Source organism: Paraburkholderia tagetis (assembly GCF_022213065.1).
Lineage (GTDB): Bacteria > Pseudomonadota > Gammaproteobacteria > Burkholderiales > Burkholderiaceae > Paraburkholderia > Paraburkholderia tagetis.
In genome coordinates this window covers 14,167-34,383 of the sequence record NZ_JAKLJA010000051.1, presented here as the reverse complement: position 1 = coordinate 34,383, position 20,217 = coordinate 14,167, and the positions used below count along the sequence as shown (strand labels likewise).

16 protein-coding genes and 2 pseudogenes are annotated in these 20,217 nt (G+C 60.7%); 4 read left to right on the top strand and 14 right to left on the bottom strand.

Going from position 1 to position 20,217, the window contains the following annotated elements; all coding sequences use genetic code 11:
* Positions 1–7: 7 nt before the first annotated feature.
* From L5014_RS33290 to L5014_RS33265, 6 genes and pseudogenes are all read right to left on the bottom strand, one after another.
* Positions 8–595, bottom strand: a complete 588-nt coding sequence (locus L5014_RS33290) for a c-type cytochrome (RefSeq protein ID WP_238468075.1) — start codon at positions 593–595, stop codon at positions 8–10.
* Positions 592–1,188, bottom strand: a complete 597-nt coding sequence (locus L5014_RS33285; protein WP_238468073.1) for a cbb3-type cytochrome c oxidase subunit II — start codon at positions 1,186–1,188, stop codon at positions 592–594. Before L5014_RS33285 ends, L5014_RS33290 begins: the two co-directional genes overlap by 4 nt.
* Positions 1,185–2,852, bottom strand: coding sequence for a cbb3-type cytochrome c oxidase subunit I (locus tag L5014_RS33280; RefSeq protein ID WP_238468071.1), 1,668 nt, complete (start codon positions 2,850–2,852; stop codon positions 1,185–1,187). The genes L5014_RS33285 and L5014_RS33280 overlap by 4 nt, the downstream gene beginning before the upstream one ends.
* Before the next feature lie 80 nt (positions 2,853–2,932).
* A pseudogene (locus tag L5014_RS33275) lies at positions 2,933–3,313 on the bottom strand (c-type cytochrome); the annotation flags it as partial.
* A gap of 151 nt (positions 3,314–3,464) precedes the next feature.
* Entirely contained in the window at positions 3,465–5,192 is a 1,728-nt protein-coding gene (locus tag L5014_RS33270; RefSeq protein ID WP_238468089.1) for a methanol/ethanol family PQQ-dependent dehydrogenase, read from the bottom strand.
* Between the two features lie 977 nt (positions 5,193–6,169).
* Entirely contained in the window at positions 6,170–7,321 is a 1,152-nt protein-coding gene (locus L5014_RS33265) for a LysR family transcriptional regulator (RefSeq protein ID WP_420800178.1), read from the bottom strand.
* Between the two features lie 434 nt (positions 7,322–7,755).
* Here L5014_RS33265 and L5014_RS33260 point away from each other — a divergent pair, with 434 nt between their 5' ends.
* The gene (locus L5014_RS33260; protein ID WP_338019372.1) at positions 7,756–8,463 is read left to right on the top strand and encodes a succinate dehydrogenase/fumarate reductase iron-sulfur subunit; all 708 of its coding nucleotides are present in this window, start codon (positions 7,756–7,758) and stop codon (positions 8,461–8,463) included.
* A gap of 251 nt (positions 8,464–8,714) precedes the next feature.
* Here L5014_RS33260 and L5014_RS33255 read toward each other — a convergent pair whose 3' ends face one another.
* The 4 genes from L5014_RS33255 to L5014_RS33240 all read right to left on the bottom strand — a co-directional run bounded on the left by L5014_RS33255 (position 8,715) and on the right by L5014_RS33240 (position 11,129).
* Positions 8,715–9,554: a helix-turn-helix domain-containing protein gene (locus L5014_RS33255; protein ID WP_238468067.1), complete on the bottom strand. Its 840-nt coding sequence runs from the start codon at positions 9,552–9,554 to the stop codon at positions 8,715–8,717.
* Positions 9,555–9,610: 56 nt separating this feature from the next.
* On the bottom strand, positions 9,611–9,880 hold the full coding sequence (locus L5014_RS33250; RefSeq protein ID WP_238468065.1) for a DUF2249 domain-containing protein: 270 nt from the start codon (positions 9,878–9,880) through the stop codon (positions 9,611–9,613).
* A gap of 36 nt (positions 9,881–9,916) precedes the next feature.
* Entirely contained in the window at positions 9,917–10,477 is a 561-nt protein-coding gene (locus L5014_RS33245; RefSeq protein ID WP_238468063.1) for a hemerythrin domain-containing protein, read from the bottom strand.
* Between the two features lie 133 nt (positions 10,478–10,610).
* Positions 10,611–11,129, bottom strand: coding sequence for an Rrf2 family transcriptional regulator (locus L5014_RS33240; RefSeq protein ID WP_238468061.1), 519 nt, complete (start codon positions 11,127–11,129; stop codon positions 10,611–10,613).
* Positions 11,130–11,694: 565 nt separating this feature from the next.
* Here L5014_RS33240 and L5014_RS33235 point away from each other — a divergent pair.
* The 3 genes from L5014_RS33235 (at position 11,695) to L5014_RS33225 (ending at position 17,134) form a co-directional block, all read left to right on the top strand.
* Entirely contained in the window at positions 11,695–14,022 is a 2,328-nt protein-coding gene (locus L5014_RS33235; RefSeq protein WP_238468059.1) for a nitric-oxide reductase large subunit, read from the top strand.
* Positions 14,023–14,141: 119 nt separating this feature from the next.
* Positions 14,142–14,405, top strand: coding sequence for a DUF2249 domain-containing protein (locus L5014_RS33230; RefSeq protein ID WP_238468057.1), 264 nt, complete (start codon positions 14,142–14,144; stop codon positions 14,403–14,405).
* Positions 14,406–14,614: 209 nt separating this feature from the next.
* Entirely contained in the window at positions 14,615–17,134 is a 2,520-nt protein-coding gene (locus tag L5014_RS33225) for an EAL domain-containing protein (protein WP_238468055.1), read from the top strand.
* 23 nt (positions 17,135–17,157) lie between these two features.
* On the opposite strand, the gene L5014_RS33220 is transcribed toward L5014_RS33225, so the two are convergent.
* The 4 genes and pseudogenes from L5014_RS33220 to L5014_RS33205 form a co-directional block, all read right to left on the bottom strand.
* Positions 17,158–17,538, bottom strand: coding sequence for a cupin domain-containing protein (locus L5014_RS33220; protein ID WP_338019371.1), 381 nt, complete (start codon positions 17,536–17,538; stop codon positions 17,158–17,160).
* Between the two features lie 84 nt (positions 17,539–17,622).
* Positions 17,623–18,513 carry a choline ABC transporter permease subunit gene (gene choW, locus L5014_RS33215; RefSeq protein ID WP_238468053.1) on the bottom strand — a complete coding sequence of 297 codons (891 nt, stop codon included), beginning with the start codon at positions 18,511–18,513 and terminating at the stop codon, positions 17,623–17,625.
* Positions 18,506–19,660 (bottom strand): quaternary amine ABC transporter ATP-binding protein, encoded by a 1,155-nt coding sequence (locus L5014_RS33210; protein WP_238468051.1) that lies wholly within the window; start codon positions 19,658–19,660, stop codon positions 18,506–18,508. Before L5014_RS33210 ends, choW begins: the two co-directional genes overlap by 8 nt.
* A gap of 98 nt (positions 19,661–19,758) precedes the next feature.
* Positions 19,759–19,950: pseudogene (locus L5014_RS33205) on the bottom strand (glycine betaine ABC transporter substrate-binding protein); the annotation flags it as partial.
* Positions 19,951–20,217: the final 267 nt, after the last annotated feature.

Genomic DNA, 20,217 nt, shown 5'->3' with positions numbered 1-20,217 from the left:
CATAGCACTATTGCGCCGGCTTCAACTCGGCATCGCCCTTCCACGGCGTGGAGCGATTGCCGAGGCGATCACGTTCGGCCTTGACGAGCGACGTGTCGAACTCAGGCGCATGATTGCCGAAACTTGAGCGCACATAGTTGCCGACCGCAGCCATTTCCGCGTCCGACAACGTCGCCCCAAACGTCGGCATCGTGCCGTTGAAGTTCTCCCCCTTGACCGACAGCGCGCCCTCGATACCGAGCAGCAGGATATCGGCAAGTTTGTGCGCGTCGCCATTCACCCACTCCGATCCCGCCAACGGCGGGAACATGCCCGGCAGACCACTGCCCGTTGCCTGGTGGCACGCGGCACATCGGCTCGCAAAAATCTGCGCACCGTCTGGCCCCGGCGCTACAGCCGCACGAGATTGCGCCACCGTGCTGACCCCGCCGCCCTGCGCGGGCAAATACATTTCCAGCCAGAAATAACTGGCGCCCCACACAGTCAGCGACAGGACCGTGATCCAGAAGAGCCAGGGAACGGGATTGGTATGCTCCTCAGGCTCCGCGTGCTCGTGCATGTCAATCGAGGGGTCGTGTTGGGGACGGCGGTTCATTGCAAGGCTCCAGCTTCGGAAGCGGAAATCAGATACGTGTGATTGAGCGAAATCAGGTAGGCCGCCAGGTCGAGCGCCTCCTGGGTGGCGACGATCTGGCCATGCGCCGGCGCATACTGCGGCGGCAGGCTGACCACCTTTTCGCCAGGCGCGGCCTGTGCGACATGCCGGAACAAAAACGGATACGACGGCATCACGCTGCCAGGCGACACTGCTCGCGGCTGATACAGGTGTGTGAGCTGCCAATCGACGCTCGGCTGGCGCGCGCCGACATTGAACAGATCGGGCCCGGTCCGCGCCACGCCCAACTGATGCGGATCGTCATAGGCGTAGTCCGCCGGCACCGAGGGCCGGCCCCACCCGCGCAGCCCATCCGGACCGAAGCTGTCTGCGCGCGGCTGCTGTGTATGGCAGTAGACGCAACCCATCGAAATATAGGTGCCGCGGCCGCGCAACTGGGCCACCGTGTACGGGGCAAGTGCCTCCGGTGCCTTCACGGCCCTGAGTTCCCGGTAGGGCAAGGCCACCAGCAGCAGTGTGGCAAGCGCAAGCGTGATCAGCGCGCCGATGAAAATGGTCAGCAGCCGGTTCATGCCTGTACCCCCAGCGCGCCCGCTCGCTCGATACCAGCGTGACCGGTCCCGTGCGCACGGCGCCCGAATACCATCGCCAGGAAATGACCGGCGAAGATCACATGACCAAGCGTCATCAGCGCGCCACCGACCGTGCGCGCCAACATCCAGGGTTCGAGCAGCGTCACCGACTCGATGAACGGGCGCGAGGCATCGAGCAATGCGATGCCCTGCAACACCCCGCCGATCGTCAATGCGACAAAATAGATCGCGAAGCCGACGCAGACGAGCCAGAAGTGTGCCGCGATCAGGCGTGGGTACGGCCACATACGTTCGAGAACGCGCGGCATGATGAAATAGATCGAACCGAACATGATCATGGAAAAGAAGCCATAGACCCCGAGGTGCGCATGCGCGACCTTGTACTGCGTGAAATGGACCAGCCGGTTGAAAAATGGCACGGCCTCGAGCGAACCTTGCAGGGACACCAGCGTATAGAGCATCGTGCCAAGCACCACGAAGCGCAGCGTCGGCGAATGGCGCAGCGCGGCGAAGCGCCCTACCATCGTCATATGCTGGTTCACGCCGACGGCCAGCACCGGCACGACCATCATCACGCTCTGCACCACCGACACGCTGACGAGCCAGCCTGGCACCGGGCCGCCGATGAGGTGATGGACGCCGGCCTGACTGTAGAACATGGCGAGCGCCCAGAAACCGACGAGCGACAGGCTGTACGAATAGATCGGACGCCCAAGCACCTTGGCGATGAAGTAGTAGGCCGAAGCCAGGCCGATCGGTGTGAGCCAGAGGCCGAGTACGTTGTGGGCATACCACCAGTTGACGATCGCCTGCTCGACGCCGGAATGGACGTGCGGAACCTTGGCGACCACATACAGGATCGGGAACCACAGCAGCGCCGCACTCGCATACCAGACCGACACGTACAGGTGATCGACGGTGCGCCGGCGCAGCGTGCATAACAACGGCACCGCGCAGAGCGCGCCGCCTGCTGCAAACAGGATGCCGATCTGCCAGGGAATCTCGAGCCATTGCTGACCATCGGTCCAGCCGCACAGGATCGCCGAGACGCCAACCGCCACCGCGCCATTCCAGACCAGTGCGCCGAGCGTCGCGAAGCGCGCGCCAACCAGCTCGGTGCAGAGCAAGCGCGGCAGCATCCACAGCACCACGCCGAGACCGGCCATCGAAGCCCAGCCATACGCGACCATGTTCAGGTGGGCCGTGCGAATGCGGCCGAATGTGAGCCAGGCGCTCTGCGCGAGGAAGTCGGGTGAGGTCAGCTTCTGTGAGGCGATCAGGCCGGCCAGCGAACCCAGTACGAGCCAGACGATCGAAGAGCTCAGAAAAGCGAAGGCTGGCGTGCGACTCGAACGGTCCTGCTTCAGACGCGCTTCACACGCATCTGGCCCGAGGGCGTGAAGCGCGCTGCCGTCGTGGGACCCGTGCTCCGCCGCACGCTCGACGGCCTGCAATGCCGCGAGCTGCTGCGCAGGAGCAGCGGGATCCTCGACGACACCGACCTCGTCCGCGGCAAAGATCACCTCTGCCGCTGCGGGGCCGGCGCGCATGAGCCCCTTCGTCTGCGCCCAGATAAACAGGAACAGGCCGAGCACAGAGATCAGGAATGAAAGCGCCAGAAGTGCGCCGATGGTTAGTGTCATGCTGCGAATGCCGGGGGTTAGGGACGGGAAGCGCCGGACGAGCCGGCACCATGCGCGCTCAGGCGCGCTTTGCGTAGACGTCAGTGCCGTGGCCCGGAAATGAGCGGGGTCGTCGACGCGCTCGCAATCGCCGCGCTCATAGACGTCTTGCCGCTGTCGTAGCCGTTGACATAAAGCAGATAAGCCATCAGGTCGGCGTATTCGCCATCCTTCATCTGGCCAGGCTTATCCGCCGGCATATTGCTGGCCATGTACTGGTAAATGCCGCCGACCGTAATGTGCGATTTCGCAGCGGGTGCAAAGGCCGGGCCGCTCAGCGCGGGGGCGACGTTGCCCTCGAGTTTGTCGCCGTGGCACTTGGCACAGGAGTCGGCATAGAGCGCCTTGCCGTGCGCGACCTGCTCACTGTCGAACGACGGCACACCATTGCCCGCAGTACTGTCCGACACCTTGATAACGCCGCTCTGCGCCGACGCGCAAAGCGGCAGCGATGCCAGGCCAACGGCCAGAGAAGCAGCCATGTAAAGAGAAATCAGTCGAGTATTCATGATGCGTTCAGATTGAAGTCAAGCGCCGCGCTCTGCCCCTGACAGGGCGCGGCGCGGACAGGAATCAGTCGTGGTTCAGGGCGAACACATAGAGCGTGCCGCCGCGCGGAACATCCTTAGCGACGTCGGCCATCGGGCCACCCCAGATCGGGTTGGCGCCGCCGTAGCCGGCCAGAACTGCCACGTATTCCTGACCATCCACCTCAAAGACCGAGGGCTGCGCGATGATGCCGCTTGCCAGTTGCGGGCTGGTCCAGAGCACCTTGCCGGTTGCGGTGTCGAACGCATAAAGGTGACCGTCGAGCGAACCGCTGAACGCCAGACCGCCTGACGTGGTGGCCACGCCGCCATTCCAGGGCATCTTGGTCCAGTGACTCCAGAGCTTTTTGCCGGTGTTCACATCAATCGCCTGGAGTTCACCGTACCCCTCGCTACCCGGCTCCGGCTTGATCTCGAAGCCTTCGCCGAGATACGGCAGGCCTTCCATGTAGCTCACCGACTTGCCCGACAGGCTCATACAGGCGTGCAGGGTCGGCACCACGGCGATATGACGGCTGGGGTCATACGACACCGACCACCAGTTCTTGCCACCCAGGAAGCTCGGACAGGTCTCGATGGTGGTACCAGCCTTCGGGTACTTGCTCGCGTCGGCGATCGGCTGGCCGTCCTTCGTGTAACCCGTGACGGATTCCGTCTTGACGAACGCCTTGGCATAGATCAGCTTGCCGGTCGTGCGATCAATCGCGTGGAAGAAGCCATTGCGGTCGGCGTGCACGATCGCGTCGTAGTTCTTGCCGTGGTAGGTGAGCTTGGCCAGGATCGGCGTATTCACGCCGTCGTAGTCCCACGTGTCGTTGCGCGTGAACTGGTAGTGCCACTTGATCGAGCCATTCGACGGGTTGAGCGCGAGCAACGAATCGGAGTACAGATTGTCGCCCGGACGCAGCGCAGCCAGCCACGGGCCGGGATTGCCCACACCCCAGTACAGGGTGTTCGACGAAACATCGTAGGTACCGGTCAACCAGGCTGCGCCGCCACCGTGATCCTGCATGCCGTCGGGCCACGTTTCACTGCCCTTGTCACCCTTTCCCGGGATGGTGTAGCGCTTCCACTGGATCGAACCATCCTCGGGATTCAACGCCGCGATATAGCCACGAATGCCGTATTCGCCACCCGACGTGCCGACCACGATGGAACCGTTCAGCGCGAGAGGCGCGAGCGAGAACGCATAACCGAGACCCGGATCGAACATCTGCTTCTGCCAGACCAGATTGCCGGTCTGCGCGTCGATGGCCGCCACTTCGCCGCTCAGCATCGCTACATAGACGTTTTTCCCATACAGCGCAACGCCACGGTTGATCACGTCGCAACAGGCCGTCTTGAATGATTCCGGCCCGAGCTTCGGCTCGAACTTCCAGAGCTGTTCGCCGGTCTTTGCGTTGAAAGCGTAAACGTTGTCCTTCGGCGTGCTGACGAAAAGATAGTCGCCGTTAACTATCGGGGTGGCTTCGAATCCCTGCTTCAGGTCGTCCGGAAATTTGTAAGCCCATGCTTGCTTCAGGTTCGCCACATTCGACGTATTGATCTGCGTAAGGGGCGAATGCGATTGGCCGTTATAGGTGCGGTAATAGGTCAACCAGCCCGGGTCGCTCTGCGCGTTCGCCAATCGGTCGAAAGTGACCACTGGATAATCGGCGGCCGCGTAGGCCATGCCGCCACTGAGCATCAAGGCTGCGGCCAGCCCAAGCCCCCGTGAGGTCATTCGGAATGCCGAAACTGCACGTTCTCTCATCATTGTCTCCATCTGTATTTGCGCGCACCGTTCGAAAGAAAAAAGAAGCAAGGACACACAGATGCCCGGATGGGCCGCGGTCCAGCGCCATCGCTATACGCAAACTCCATGCCATCGCGCAGAAGTCCATGCTGGATAGCGGCTTCCGCGATTTTTACGACGTCATGGAGCGGTCGGGCGCGTGCCGCAGTTGTCACGGTATGTGTTGCATTTCGTTGCAACCGGGCAACGGAGGTGTCACCAAACGGTACGGGTCCAGGCGGCGTCCATTGTTCTCCCGACGCGCTCCCTAGCGCTACGCACTATTATTTTTCTATAGGAATACGAAATTATCTTCTGAGCCGTATCGAAACGACGTAAAGGGGAATCCAGCGGCCACGGCCAGCGTGGTGAAGCACATTACCGACGCACTCGTCACTATGGAGATTTCGAAATTGAGTTTTACAAGACAATTCGAATGGACGAATCGTTTATAAACCCTTTTTCGCTGCATAATCTCAGAGGCGTGGCACACCGTGGGAAGCTCCGCTATTCAAGCGGCCCAGAACGTGCCGGGATTACTGCGCAAGTGCCCGATTCACTAACCAACCCGCAGAGCCCGCGGCTTACATGGAGCAAGCGCGGCGGGCACCAGGGCCTGTTCACATTCATAACGGGCTTGCGAACGTACCTTGCCGGCTGCAGTGCAAGGAGCAAGGAGCGCCGTTGTTTTGGCGTTGCCAGACAAGCGACGCGCGACGCCGCAATGCGGCCGGCAAGGTGCGTTCCCCAATTAACGAATTCCATTCCAGGGGCTGGCCGCCAGAAGGGCCCGTTATGAATGTGAACAGGCCCTTATCCCTGGCGTGATCCGCCGGGGCTTTTTCAGCATAAAGAGGGTATGCAGGTCAATGCCAGAGCGCGTCGATTTCCTTTTTTTATCATTATGGACGTACCGTGCGAGCCGTCGCTCATTCGCACAATAGCGGTGCGCTGCTTTAATCACAAATTGAAGCGTCGGCGGCCTCTTCGCAGAGAACCGTAGAACCGTCACTCTGGCGTGGCATCTGCTGGTTACGCGAAGAAACTTCATGGAAGTGAAATGCGCGCGGTGGTGCGGAAGCAATTAAACGCGGGTCAAAGTGTGAAGCTGCGAGATCGACAAATGCGCGGACCTTGCCTGGCAAGAGTTCGCGCCCTTGATAGACCAACTGTATGGCTACCGCATCATTCTCGATACGGTACTCGCCCAGCACCCTGGTTAGCGTTCCGATCCGCACGTCGTTCGCGATCGTGAATTCAGGCAAGAGTGCTATGCCCGCGCCCGCCAGCGCAATCTGCCTCTGCAGCAGTGCGCTATTGACCGAAAAGCATGCGTCGATGTGCACGCCGTGATTCGCTCCGCGCTCGTCGATCCACCGAAATGTCTTCCCACGAGCCGCATGCGTAATGATGCGATGCTCAGCGAGGTCTGCCGGCCGCTGCGGCATCTGCGTACTCATCAGGTACGCCGGAGACGCAACGGCGACCAGTGGCGACTTTATGAGTGTGCGCGACACCAGGGAGATGGAAGTGATCATTCTGTCCGCCACAATACCGACGTCGAAACCTCCGCCGAGTAGATCGACTTCTGATTCGGTTAGCGAAATGTGCAGCGAAACATCGGCATGGCGCTCCTGAAAATCGGCAAACAGCGCACCAAGTTCTGGTGACATGAGGCTGCCGAGCACGACAACATGCAGATCGCCCGAAATTCGACTCGATTGCACCATTGCGCCTGACTCGATTCTTTCAAGATCGGATAGAAGCGCACGGCATCCATCGGCATAGCGCGAGCCCACATCCGTCAACGCGATCCTGCGTGTGGAACGTTGCAGAAGCCGCACGCCGAGGTGTGATTCCAGCTCGCTGACATGGCGCGTCACTCGTGCGGGAGAGAGATGCAATTGCTCGGCTGCCCGCGCAAACCCGTTAACATCGACGACCTTCAGAAAGGTTCGCATTGCTGAGATAAGATGGTTCACAACGATACTCAAATCTGATTGATAAGCGGGACACACATTCTGAATGCACGTATCGCGTTGGTCTGCCCGCACAATCGACCAGGTTTGCGAGTCTTCCAGAAGATAGCGACGGAAGGTTTTCCCCATCCGTTTCCTTTAGGGGCTACGTTATCCCGCGCATCGAAACGATTAACTTCGAGGTCCAGAACTCCTAAACCGCGATATGAATCGAAGACAAGCGTCTATTCTTCATGACCGACGGTCGAATCATGAGGCAAACCAACAATCGTGTCCAAGCAGAATTTTGGATTTTTTCCATAAGGAAAAACGATTACACGCTTCTTTGGGGCGAAAGTCAGCGCTGGGACGAACGCTGGCAACGGCGCGCAGAACTGGGCTGATACAAGCGGACAACGCCTGCGGCGGGCCAGCATGGATGAGGACGCGCTCGCGCTCCATGGCACTGCTCGAGCTGGCACCCTGCGGCAATACACCGCGGCGCCGAGCCTTTTCTATCACGTCGTGATATAACTATTGGCGAGGCCATGATCCCAGGTTTTGTCGACGGCGGAGCCAGAGTTGTGCGTGACACAAGAACCTTCGAAATTTTCCGCTACGATCCAGACAGGGATGCTACCCCGTACATGCAAACGTACGAGGTAGAGGTGACTCCGAATGACAGGATGTTGCTTGATGTGCTTATCCGCCTGAAAGCACAGGACGAGACGCTCAGCTTCCGGCGCTCGTGCCGCGAGGGCGTGTGCGGCTCGGATGCGATGAACATCAATCGCAAGAATGGGCTCGCCTGCATCACCAACCTCAACGACATCCCCCGCCACACGGTCCTGCGGCCGCTGCCCGGGCTGCCAGTCGTCCGCGACCTGATCGTGGACATGACTGCGTTCTTCAAGCAGTACCACTCGATCAAGCCCTACCTGATCAACGATACGCCCCCACCCGAGCGGGAAAGGCGCCAGACGCCCGAGGAACGCGATCAACTCGACGGTCTCTACGAGTGCATTTTGTGCTCTTGCTGCTCTAGCGCGTGCCCCTCGTACTGGTGGAACCCGGATAAATATGTCGGACCTGCCGGCCTCCTGCAGGCCTATCGCTTTCTGGTTGATTCCCGCGATGAAGCCACGGGCGAGCGGCTTGACAATCTTGACGATCCGTACCGCCTCTTCCGTTGCCGGACGATACTGAACTGCACGGACGTCTGTCCCAAAGGCCTGAATCCGGCCAGAGCAATAGGCGAGATCCGCACCATGCTTGCGCGCCGGACAATTTGAGTGCTGCAAAACCACATAGCGAGGCTGTTATGGCGATGCCACGGGCGACACAGGCGAACTGTTCGACGTTCGCCCCCTCGGTGATGCACTGCAAGTGTCGAAATCTGTCACCCTCATGCGCTCGGAGCACTACGAGCGCTTTGTGCAATTGCACCGCGTGATCGCGACCGAAGCGGATTGCGGATGCCCGGAGGACGACGCGGATTCAAGAAGCGCGTTTCGATGCCTGCCGACGTTCTGACAAACGAGCCTCAGGCACGCAGCCCGTATGCCTGCTGGTGCGGTTGCCCCCGGAAGGGAGCAGGGGCAACGTCCGTCGCCAGCTCTCGCAAACCGTCAATATCAAGAATCCTGAGATCCTTGCCACACGCGTAAATCAACTGACGCCGCTGCAATTTCGTTACTGTCCGGCTGACTGTTTCGAGCTTCAGTCCGAGGTAGCAGCCGATTTCCTCGCGTGTCATCTTCAGCGTAAATACAGCAGCGGAGTAGCCGCGCGCCTGCCAGCGCCGCGACAGGTCGGCGAAAAAGAAGGCCACCCGCTGCTCCGCTGTCATGGTGCCGAGCAGCATCATGAGGGTGGACTCACGCACGATCTCGGCACCCAGCATCCGGTGCACATGGTGCTGAATTGCGCTCACTTCCCGGCACAGCACTTCGAGCAAATCGAACGGCATCACGCACACGGAGCTATCTTCCAGCGCGACCGCCTCGCAGCTATGCCTGCCATTGGCAATGCCATCGATGCCAAGTGTGTCTCCAATGATGCCAAAACCCGTGACCTGCTCGCGCCCTTCGCGATGCATGACCACGGTCTTGAACGACCCCGTGCGGATCGCATAGATGCTCCGGAACGCGTCGCCGGGTCGGTACAACGCGTGGCCGCGATGAACGGTGCGCACGCACTGGACGGCATCGTTGATCCGCTCACGGGTCGCGGTGTCAATGCGGCTATGGGTGCACAGTCCCGCCATTGCGCAGGTTTTGCAGCCGAAATTCATCATCCGCGCCCCCTGGTCGCCCGGCTGCGCAGGCAACGCGCGAAAAGGAACAGAAGTGGCGCTTCTCCCGGTAACGGTTGTGGTCAACATGCTTCCCTCTGCTCATGAATATCCAACTGAACGGATGCCCGGCTTTGGCCGACATTTCAATCCGGGGCCTTCACCGTAAAGTCGATCACGATGTTGCCCGGCTCGCGGGCAACATATCCGATGTCCACGCGTGGCCCGAAGTGCTGCTCGATCTGTGCGAGAAGCGGCAGCGGGTCATGGTCGTTGACAAAACGCATCACCTCGCCGGGCTCCAGTGCATTGAGCGCGCCGAAAATGGCCGCGTGACGGAAACGCCTGGCAACGCCGCGTGCGTCGAAGGCGTGCGGTTCGGAAAAAATCGGAAGGACGTCTGCTGGATTTTGCATGGCCGTTGCTCCTGAAAAGGCGGTTGGTTGTGGCCGTCACTGCGGCGTAATGGTGCTAGTGGTGCTAATGGTGCGACGGGCCACCATGGCCGCGCTTAGCCTCGCCAGTTGCTGTCGATCGAGGCATGCTTGAGCAAACGGGAAAATCTCACGTTCCTCAAGAGCGATGTGGCTGCGGTAAGCGCCGACAAAATCGGCCACCTGGACCGGTTCGAGCAGCCTTGTTCTCCCTTCGGCAATGTCGGCGAGTACCGTGCGCAAATGCGCCCACGACGTCTCCAGCACCCGATGCTCGTCAAGCAGGGAGGCAATTCGTTCACCCACTGGCGAGTGCAGGCGCTCACTGGCCTCGATCAACAGCGGAAAGAGATCCTGTTCCTCGTCGGCATGATGATGTGGCCCTGCGATGTCGAAATAACGCATGATGTTTCGGGCTGCCTGCTGCGCCTGCACGTCCGCGCCGTGCGAAGGCAAGTGTGCCGCAAGTTTCCCAAGCGTCGTGCATTGCGCAGCGATGCGTTCATGACACGCCTTCAGCATTTCAACGGGTTCGTCGAAAGAAGGTGCGGGTTTGATCAATAAGCTGTCGGACTTCATTTTGTGCTCGCATCCCGGCATGGCGAGCACACCGAACAGCGCGCCGCCGAGATAAATGGCTGGAAGCCGAGTCTCAGGACGGGCAACTCCAATGCCGGTGGCTCGAAAGAAAAACGATGCGGGAGAGGTGTTTTCATGACATGACTCCTGCCCGGTGCCTCGTGCCGCCGTGCGATCGCGACACCGCCACCGGTACCCGTTCGCGATCACCGGCCACGCCCAGAACAGAAGCCGCAACGGTGGGCGCAGCAATGGCCTCCCGCAACGTCATGGTGTCAAGTTCATGGAGAAAGGCATCGACCGCCCTGTACAACCTGCGCCTGAGATTGCAGGCGGGAAAAATCGCGCAGTCGTGCGCGACGCTCATGTCGTGGCAACGCACGACGGAGAAGTCCTTCTCGGCGACACGCACGATTTCTCCCACCGAAATCTCCCCGGGCGCGCGCGCCAGGCGGGCGCCACCGGCCCGGCCACGCGCCGTCTCGATGAGGCCGACCTGACTGAGTTCGTGGATTATTTTCGTCAGGTGATTACGCGAAATCCCGTAAGCCCCCGCAATCTCGTCGATCGTCGCGACGCCACCATCCGGATACTTCAGAGCAAGGTACATCATCACCCGGAGCGTGTAATCGGTGTAGACGGTGAGATGCATGGCAACTCCTTGCCTGAGGCGCTCTGGCTGGACCCGGTTGCGGGGCCGCTCAACGTGGACCAGCATTTAACATGCATTAAAAATACATCATTTATTCCGGATTCGCAATGGCGCCTGCAAATTTGGCTCGCCTGGCCAATCAACTTTGGTATCCGAAGAATCTCCAGCACAAGTCCGTGTCGCTTCATACCACCCGCTTCATGCCACCGACGGGCAGCGTTTCTCTTGGTGCGACCAATTGACCTGGATTAAATGCGCGGGTTTCGCCACGTGCTAAAACATGTACTGTAAATGCATTTTATCGGTCTGGCAGATGTGGTGCCGGACCGACTCCTCGACGGCCTCGAAAGGAGCATGTCATGTGTTTGACGACCCAGTCAGCCGTGCGGCGCTGCATCACCCTGGGCAGGCTACCCCGTCCCGGCCCGTAAGGGTGTTCACAACCGGTATTCACGACCGGGACTGACAACCGCTTCGCCTCCGCGAAGACACCTCATTCGTCGTGAGCTGGCACCGTCCTTCGTCGGCTCGATGAACGCAACTTTCCGCAGGTTGGAAAACAACCATGAATACAAAAACGCTCTCAGCGGGCAATAGTTGTCCGCAGGACCGCACCAGCCGGGTGCTGATCTGGATCCTTCTCGTTGTCACCGCGCTCTGCTGGGCAGGCATGGTGGTAGCCACGCGTGCCACCTATGAGCAGGCGGCGCCGTTACCGCAGCAGTTCGTCGCGGCGGATGGTGCCGTGGTGATGAGTTATGCCGACATCGTCGCCGGCAAGTCGGGTTTCCAGAAAGCCGACCTGATGGACTACGGCAGTCTGTACGGCATGGGTTCCTACTTTGGCGAGGACTTTACTGCCGAGTACCTTGTCCAGCTGGCGAAGGAAGTCCAGAACAACCTGGCGTTATCGCGCTACGGCAAATCATTCGATATCCTAACGTCCGATCAGCAGGCAGGCATCACACGTGCCATGCAGACGCAACTCCAGGGCATCGATCTGAGCCAGCAACATGTCGTGCTGCCCGGCGAGGTGGCACATGCGATCAAGACCCTGCAACAACGCATCAGCACGGCGCTGCTCAGTGACAATTTCGCGCAAGGGTACACGGGAGCGCGTGCGCTCGACACCTCCAGCGCGGCACAGACGGCGAATTTCCTGCTCTATTCTTCGCTCACGACCGTTGCACGGCGCCCCGGCAAGGACTACTCGTGGACCGTCAACTGGCCGGCCGAGCCACTGGTCGGCAATGCCCCCACCGCCGCGACCTTCGAATGGACCTGGGCGTCCTTCGTGCTGATTTTTTTCGCCATCGGCGCAATCCTGATGATCTTCCGCCTCTGGATCGAGCCGAAGGCCGGTAACGAAACGTTCGAGCCGGTGCTGCGGGGCTTCACGGAGCCCACGCCCAGTCAGCGCGCGCTGTGGAAGTATTTCCTCGTGGTGGCTGGCGTCCTGCTGGTGCAGATTCTCGCGGGTTCGATCATGGCGCACTACTACACCGATCGATCAAGCTTCTATGGCATCCAGGTCGACAGGTGGTTGCCGTTTGCAGCGTTGCGCAGTGTGCACCTGCAGGCGCCGATTGTCTGGATCGGCGTGAGCTGGATCGGTGCCGGCCTCTTCCTGGCGCCGCTGATCGGCAAGCGTGAGCCGGCAGGACAGCGGACCCTGGTCAACGTGATTTTCTGGGTACTGGTGGTGATCGTGGCGGGCGCCCTGCTCGGCGACTATCTCGGAGTAATGGGCCTGATCCGCGCGCACTGGTTCTGGTTCGGCAACCAGGGACTGTCTTACCTCGAGCTCGGCCGCTTCTGGCAAATCCTCTTCTTCGTCGGTTTGATCGTCTGGTGCCTGGTGTTGCTGCGCGCATTCTGGCCGACGCTCAGGACGCTGTTCAGGCAAAGTGGCGGGTCGCTCTACGGCCTGTTCCGGATCGAGCACCTGCTGTGGGTCAGCACGCTGAGCGTTACGGTGCTCTATGTGTTCGGCATGATTCCGCTCGGCACACCCAATCCGTCGTTTTCGATTACCGACTTCTGGCGCTGGTGGGTGGTGCACCTCTGGGTGGAACTGGCCTTCGAGTTGTTCACGGCAGCGGTGACCGGCTACTTCCTGATGGCGCTGGGGCTCGTGTCACGGCAGATGGTCGAACGTGCCGTGTTGTTCGAGTGGATCCTGATTCTGATCGGTGGGGTACTGGGCACGGGCCATCATATGTACTGGGCGGGAGAACCCGGACTCTGGGTGGGCGTGGGCAGCATGTTCTCGTTCATCGAGGTCCTGCCGCTCTTCCTGCTGGTGCTGGAAGCCATCGAGCAGCAGCGTCACATCCGGCATGAAAGCGAGTTTCCGTACCGGCTTGCCTATCTTTACATCCTCGGCTCGGCATTCTGGAACTTCGTGGGCGCAGGGGTGTTCGGCGGCGGCACGCTCAACGCGCCACTGGTCAATTACTACGAGCACGGCACCTTCCTCACGCTGAATCATGCACATACGTCGCTCTTTGGAGCTTTCGGCCTGCTCGCAATCGGCCTGCTCTACATGGTGCTGCGCTATCTCAACGGCAATCGCCCCTGGAGCGACCGGTGCGGGGTGTGGGCATTCTGGCTCTACAACGCCGGTCTTGTGATGTGGATCGTGATGAACTTCTACCCGGTAGGCTGGCCGCAGTTGCTCGCCGTCTACACGCACGGCTATGCCTATGCTCGAAGTCTCGCCTTCTACAACACCACTATCTTCTGGCAGTGGATGCGCATGCCGGGCGACATCGTGTTCGCCGCAGGCGCCCTCTTGATGGCCTGGGACTTCATGACCAAGCTCCTCGCCCAGCACAGGGCAGCCCGCGCCGTCGAGCCGTCGTCTACCGTCACGCCTGCGAGGCCGTTATGAGCGTCACATTGACCGCCCGCCATGATGAGTGACACCGCTCGTGGGTTGCTTCACTGGCCTGCGCCTTGATGTTTGTTGCTCGTCCCATTGTGTTTGTCGTTTCGTTCTGGAGTACGAACATGTCTACCATGGCAATCCCCGCCGCCGTGATCGTCGTCGACGTTGGCACTGCTGATCCACTCGAGCGCCACTCCATGGTGTTCGACACGTTTGCGGGACTGGCCCCCGGTCAGGCGCTCGAACTCGTGTCGGACCACAACCCCGAACCGTTGCTCGAAGAGTTTGTTGCCGAGCTGCCGGACAGGTTCTGGTGGCGCGGCGAAAAGGACGCCATGAACCTGTGGCACGTGCTGATTGGCAAGCCGGAGACGGCGGTCGACTGACTGAAAGGCGCCCCGCCCTTCGCGCGCGAACCTTGCCTTCAGGCTGCTCACGCGCGAAGCCCGGAACGCGCCATGCGGCGTTTTGACACTCCAGTTCGAAGCCGCAACGTCCGCTAAGCCGTCACGATTGACCGCGTACCGACCCTGGCCGCCCCGCCGCACAGCGGTCGCGCACGCACGCATGAAGGTCCACCGCCTCAGGTTCGAGCATGATTCATACGAGCAGCTACGCCATCCCCATCTCCCGTCTGATCACGCGCCCCATGCTGACGTGCGCTCCAAGGACCACGGTTCGCGAGGTCGCACAGCGAATTTTTGCCGAACGCTGCAGCTACGTCGTCGTGATGGAAGATGGGGCTGCCATCGGCATCTGGACCGAACAGGACGCGTTAGCCTTGAGCGGCGATGCCGAAGAACTCGCTCGCCCGATCAGCGTTGTCATGAGCGCGCCGCTGCTCACGCTGGACGCCAGCACATCGCTCGGCGAAGCGGCCGTCCGCTTCAAGCAGTCGGGCATCCGCCATTTCGGCGTAGTCCGCGATGGCGCATGCATCGGCGTTCTGACGCAGACCGACGTGGTCGTCAACCAGGGCGCCGAGTTCTTCCTGCGCCTGAAGCCGATCGAAGCGATTCACGTGCGGCCGCTTGTCGTCGTACCGGCGCATCGACCCTTGCGCAACGCAATCGCACTCATGCGGGCTCGCCGGCTCGATGCGATCGTCGTGGAATACGGTTGCGGCGAGCATGGCATCCTGACCGAACGCGACGTAGTCCGGCTGATTGCCAACGCGGCGCTGAGCGGCGCAGCCGGTGATCACGCAAGCCGCCCGCTGCAAACGCTCCCTGCCACCCACAGCCTGTATGCCGCGCAGCACCATATGGTGCGTCAGCATATCCGCCATATCGGCGTGCGCGACGCCAGCGGTTTGCTCGCCGGCCTGCTGAGTTTCGCGGACATCCTGCAGAACATCGAAGGCGAGTACGTGAGCGAACTGCAAGGCGCGCTACGCGAGCGCGACGAGGCGCTCGGCCGGGCGCGGTTCAGTCTGCGCATGGCCGAGCGCGTGTTCGAGTCTGCGCTCGAAGGCATCATGGTCACTGACCGCAACGCAAAAATCGAGCGCGTGAACCAGGCGTTCACGCGCCTCACCGGCTACACCGAAGAGGATGTCGTCGGGCGCGATCCGAGTCTGTTGAATTCGGGCCACCAGAGCGCCGCTTTCTACGAGAACCTGTGGCACGCTCTCGAGGCCCACGGTCACTGGCAAGGGGAAATATGGAACCGCCGCAAGAGCGGCGAGCTGTATCTCGAATATTTGACCATCACGAGCATTCGCGACGACGAAGGCGACATCTCGCACTACGCCGGCATCTTTTCCGATATCACGCAGCGCCGCCAGACCGAGGAGCGCCTGCGCTACCTCGCGACGCACGACGTACTGACCGGCCTCGCGAACCGCGTGCTGTTCGAAGAGCGGCTCGAACGGGCAATCATCCACGCGCAACCCAGCGAGCGCAAGTTCGCCGTCATGTACCTGGACCTCGACCGGTTCAAGCTGGTCAACGACACATTGGGCCACAACACAGGCGACGCAGTACTCAAGGTGGTTGCCACGCGGCTGCGCGAGCGGCTGCGCGCAAGCGACACTGTCGCGCGGCTAGGCGGCGACGAATTCGCACTTTTGCTGGAGGACTTCAACGACATCCGCGACGTGGGCCGTCTTGCGCGTTCGATCCTCGATTCCGTGGGCGACGCGATCCACGTGGACGGCCGCGAGGTCTTCACGACGCCGAGCATCGGGATCAGCATCTACCCGGACGACGGCACGGAGGCCGCGCAATTGATGATGCGCGCAGACCAGGCGATGTACGGCGCGAAGCACCGGGGCCGCAATGCATTTCAGTTTTTCGAAAGCGGCATGACGTCGTCGGCAATGGCGCAACTAGAGATATTGGGCGAGTTGCATCGCGCGCTGGAGCAGGACGAATTCTGCCTGTTTTACCAGCCCCAGTACGATCTCGCGACGGGCTGCATCGTCGGTATCGAAGCCTTGCTGCGCTGGCGTCATCCGCAGCGCGGGATCGTGTCGCCAGGCGAATTCATTTCCGTCGCCGAGCAGTCCTCCCTGATCGTGCCGCTCGGTCGCTGGGTGCTGCGCGAGGCCTGCCGGCAGGCGCGCGCCTGGCTCGATGCCGGCCTCGAGTTCGGGCGCATCGCGGTCAATCTCTCGGCACGTCAGTGCGTCACCGACACGTTTCTGAGCGATCTGAGCACGATTCTCAGCGAGACCGCGCTGCCGGCGGAACGGCTCCAGCTCGAACTGCTCGAAAGCATGGCAATGAATACCCGCGACGAAATCGGCTCGCTGCTGCGGGAACTGGTGGCGCGCAAAGTCGGCCTCGCCATCGACGACTTCGGCACGGGATACTCGTCCCTCGCCTATCTGCGGGACCTACCCGTCGATACATTGAAGATCGACCGCTCGTTTCTGGCTAGCAGCGACGCACACCGGTCGGATCGCGCGATCATACGCGCGGCCGTTGCGATGGGCCGCGCGCTCGGGCTCAACGTGGTCATGGAAGGCGTCGAGACGCCTGAGCAGTTGGACTTCCTCAGGCAAGTGGGTTGCCATCAAGCGCAAGGCTATCTCCTTGCACGGCCGCAACCGGCGGAGCTGCTGAGCGCATACCTGGCGCGCGGTTACCCCGCATCCTTCGCCCTTCCCTGAGCGCGACCTGACGGTCGCCCAAGTCAGGATGCGGTGCTCGCGACGTCGCTCAATGCGAATACATAGTACTTTCGCACCCGCTCCACGACTTCCCACGTCCCCTTGAATCCCGGTTCAATGACAAAGACATCCCCAGCAGAAAGATGAATGGGATCTCCTCCCTCGGGCGTCAGGACGCAACGCCCCTCGAGAAAGTGGCAGTACTCCCAATCGCTGTACTCGACGCTCCAGAGTCCGGGGGACGATTCCCAGATGCCCATAAGCATCTTTTTATCGGGCGACTCATACCCGTTCAAGGTGACGGTATGGAGATTGCCGCTGAGTGGACTTCCCGGCCACGGCGCGTCAATGACGACTTCCGCATTAGCGTTGCGATGCAGAAAAATGTGCTTGGATTGACTCATAAGTACTCCAGTTTAAAAGTTTGCTCGGTAAGCGCGACGCTCAAAACGCGGATCGAGTCGACTCCAGCGAATCCGAACGTGGAGTCACGCCCCTACGGGTGAGGTTTTTGAACGCTGCTTGCGCATGGAAACGCGGGCCGCTTTTGCGGCGCCGGGCGCGCGGCCGAAGCTTTCAGTAATACGGTCCAGAATGATCGCGAGCAGCACCACCGACAGACCGCTTTCGAAACCCAGGCCAATATCCAGGCGCTGAATGCTCGCCAGCACGTCGTTACCGAGGCCGCCAGCGCCGACCATCGACGCGATGATCACCATCGAGAGCGCCATCATGATCGTCTGGTTAACGCCTTGCATGATTGATGGCAGCGCATTCGGGAACTGAACCTTGTACAGCAATTGCCACGGCGTGCAGCCGAATGCCTGACCCGCTTCCACGATCTCCATGTTCACCTGCCGGATGCCAAGGCTCGTCAGGCGCACGGCAGGCGGCATGGCAAAGATCACCGTCGACAGAATGCCCGGCACGCGGCCGAGACCGAACAGCATGGCCGCCGGAATCAGGTAGACGAATGCGGGCATCGTCTGCATCAGGTCGAGGATCGGGCGAACGGTCGTCGTGATCACTCGGCTCTTCGCGGCCCAGATGCCAAGCGGAATGCCAAGCACGAGACTGATGATCGTCGAAGACAGTGTGAGACCGAGCGTGACCACGGTTTGATCCCAGAAACCGGTCGCAAAAATCAGTAGCAGCGACGCGGTCGTGAAGAGCGCAAAACGCCAGCCGACGCGCCACAGTCCGACGCCGATGAAAATCGCCATCATGAGCCACATGGGAATCGCCTGCAGCCCATGCTCAACGAGCCCGGCGAGACCATCGATTGAACGGCCGACCGCGTCGAACGCATTTGCATCGTGATCGAGCAGGTAGTGAACAGACTGGTCAACCCAGGCGCCAAGTGGAATGAGTTCAGACATGAGCGCCTCGCGAGCGGGTAATGGCTTTAAGGACAATGGCGCGGTCGACCGAGCCACAGTAGGACCCGCTGTCATCGACGACGGGGAGTGCATTCGGGCTCGCGACGACACGCGTGATGACGTGTTCGAGCGGCGCGTCGTGCCGGATGCTTTCGACGGGTTGCATAGCCGGCATGTCGCGCCTGACGACGCCACAGATCTTGCGGCTGCCGTCGAACACGAACGCATAGTCGGCATTTCCATTGAATTGCGATCTGCCGTTCGTCGTGTCGGCCTTCGAGACCAATGGCACGGCATCGGTCTGCATCAGATCCCGGGCCGTCAAGTAGCGGCTCGTGTCAACGCCGTGGAAGAATGCGCGCACATAGTCGTCCGCTGGATTGGCGATGATCTCCTGCGGCGTACCCACCTGGACCAGACGGCCGCCTTCCATGATCGCAATGCGACTGCCAATACGCAGCGCCTCCTCAAGATCATGCGAGACGAACATGATCGTGCGCCGGTGCTCCCTTTGCAGTTCCAGCAGCACATCCTGCATTTCCTTGCGCTTGAGCGGATCGAGCGCGGAAAATGCCTCGTCCATGATCAGCAGCGATGGATTCACGGCGAGCGCGCGGGCAAGGCCCACGCGCTGTTGCATCCCGCCTGAGAGCTCGCTTGGCAATTTCTGCGCGAACGGCGCGAGGCCGACCTGCTCGAGCACTTCCATCGCCCGGCGCTCGCGCTCTTTCCTGCTCATACCGGCGACTTCGAGACCGAATGCAGCGTTCGACAGCACAGTGCGCTGTGGCATCAGCGCGAACGACTGAAACACCATGCTCATATTCTTGCGGCGCAGCGCCGTAAGCTCCGAGCGTCGCGCCGTTACCACGTCGCGGCCATCAATCAGCACCTGGCCCGCAGACGGCTCGACGAGCCGGTTCACGAGCCGGATGAGTGTGGACTTGCCCGAGCCCGAAAGGCCCATTAGCACGAATATTTCGCCCTCGTTCACGTCGAACGAGACATTGTGAACGCCGACGACCTGGCCCGTGCGCTTGAGCACATCATCCTTCGTAGCCCCAGCAGCAAGCATGCGAAGCGCCTGCGGTGGATTGTTTCCAAATACCTTGCAAAGACCTTTGACTATGACCTTTGGGGAATGCATCGGCTCCGTCTCCTCGTGCACTGATATTTACGTGATTCAGTTCGTTCTCGACATGTTCACCCAACAAAAACCATGAGTTATCGGTCAATTGCGACCGCCTATTGTGTTATTGCGACACGACGTTTCACGCGGTCTGGATGTGAGGCGATCCACGCGTCGGCGGCTGCATCGGGCTTTGTGCCGTTCTGGATCGCAAGCATCACGCTGTCGATTTCGCCCGGCTTCCATTCAAACTTCTTCAGGAATGCGAAAACCGGTTTTGCTTTCGTCTCGAGGCCAAGGTTCACCACGGCCAAACCGCCGTACGCGCGAGACGTTCCGACCCACCTGTGCTTCACGCCCCCCGCACATTGAACAGTGACAGATCTCCCTCGAGATGAAGTTACGCGTGAATTCGTGTTAGCGTCGCTTGCAGGCAGATTCGTGGCGCGAAATTGGCAGCGCGATTTCGGGCAGCGCAATAGACTTAACTGAAATAGCATCGCCTGGTGTCACGCGACTGGCTTCTCAAGTCGTCCGCCTTCGCAACACTATGTCGGCTCAAAGCATTCACCAGC

Coding starts and splice junctions, on each gene's coding strand:
- L5014_RS33290 (WP_238468075.1), bottom strand. CDS start 595: ATGAACCGCCGTCCCCAACACGACCCCTCGATTGACATGCACGAGCAC.
- L5014_RS33285 (WP_238468073.1), bottom strand. CDS start 1,188: ATGAACCGGCTGCTGACCATTTTCATCGGCGCGCTGATCACGCTTGCG.
- L5014_RS33280 (WP_238468071.1), bottom strand. CDS start 2,852: ATGACACTAACCATCGGCGCACTTCTGGCGCTTTCATTCCTGATCTCT.
- L5014_RS33270 (WP_238468089.1), bottom strand. CDS start 5,192: ATGAGAGAACGTGCAGTTTCGGCATTCCGAATGACCTCACGGGGGCTT.
- L5014_RS33265 (WP_420800178.1), bottom strand. CDS start 7,321: ATGGGGAAAACCTTCCGTCGCTATCTTCTGGAAGACTCGCAAACCTGG.
- L5014_RS33255 (WP_238468067.1), bottom strand. CDS start 9,554: ATGTTGACCACAACCGTTACCGGGAGAAGCGCCACTTCTGTTCCTTTT.
- L5014_RS33250 (WP_238468065.1), bottom strand. CDS start 9,880: ATGCAAAATCCAGCAGACGTCCTTCCGATTTTTTCCGAACCGCACGCC.
- L5014_RS33245 (WP_238468063.1), bottom strand. CDS start 10,477: ATGAAGTCCGACAGCTTATTGATCAAACCCGCACCTTCTTTCGACGAA.
- L5014_RS33240 (WP_238468061.1), bottom strand. CDS start 11,129: ATGCATCTCACCGTCTACACCGATTACACGCTCCGGGTGATGATGTAC.
- L5014_RS33235 (WP_238468059.1), top strand. CDS start 11,695: ATGAATACAAAAACGCTCTCAGCGGGCAATAGTTGTCCGCAGGACCGC.
- L5014_RS33230 (WP_238468057.1), top strand. CDS start 14,142: ATGTCTACCATGGCAATCCCCGCCGCCGTGATCGTCGTCGACGTTGGC.
- L5014_RS33225 (WP_238468055.1), top strand. CDS start 14,615: ATGATTCATACGAGCAGCTACGCCATCCCCATCTCCCGTCTGATCACG.
- L5014_RS33220 (WP_338019371.1), bottom strand. CDS start 17,538: ATGAGTCAATCCAAGCACATTTTTCTGCATCGCAACGCTAATGCGGAA.
- choW (WP_238468053.1), bottom strand. CDS start 18,513: ATGTCTGAACTCATTCCACTTGGCGCCTGGGTTGACCAGTCTGTTCAC.
- L5014_RS33210 (WP_238468051.1), bottom strand. CDS start 19,660: ATGCATTCCCCAAAGGTCATAGTCAAAGGTCTTTGCAAGGTATTTGGA.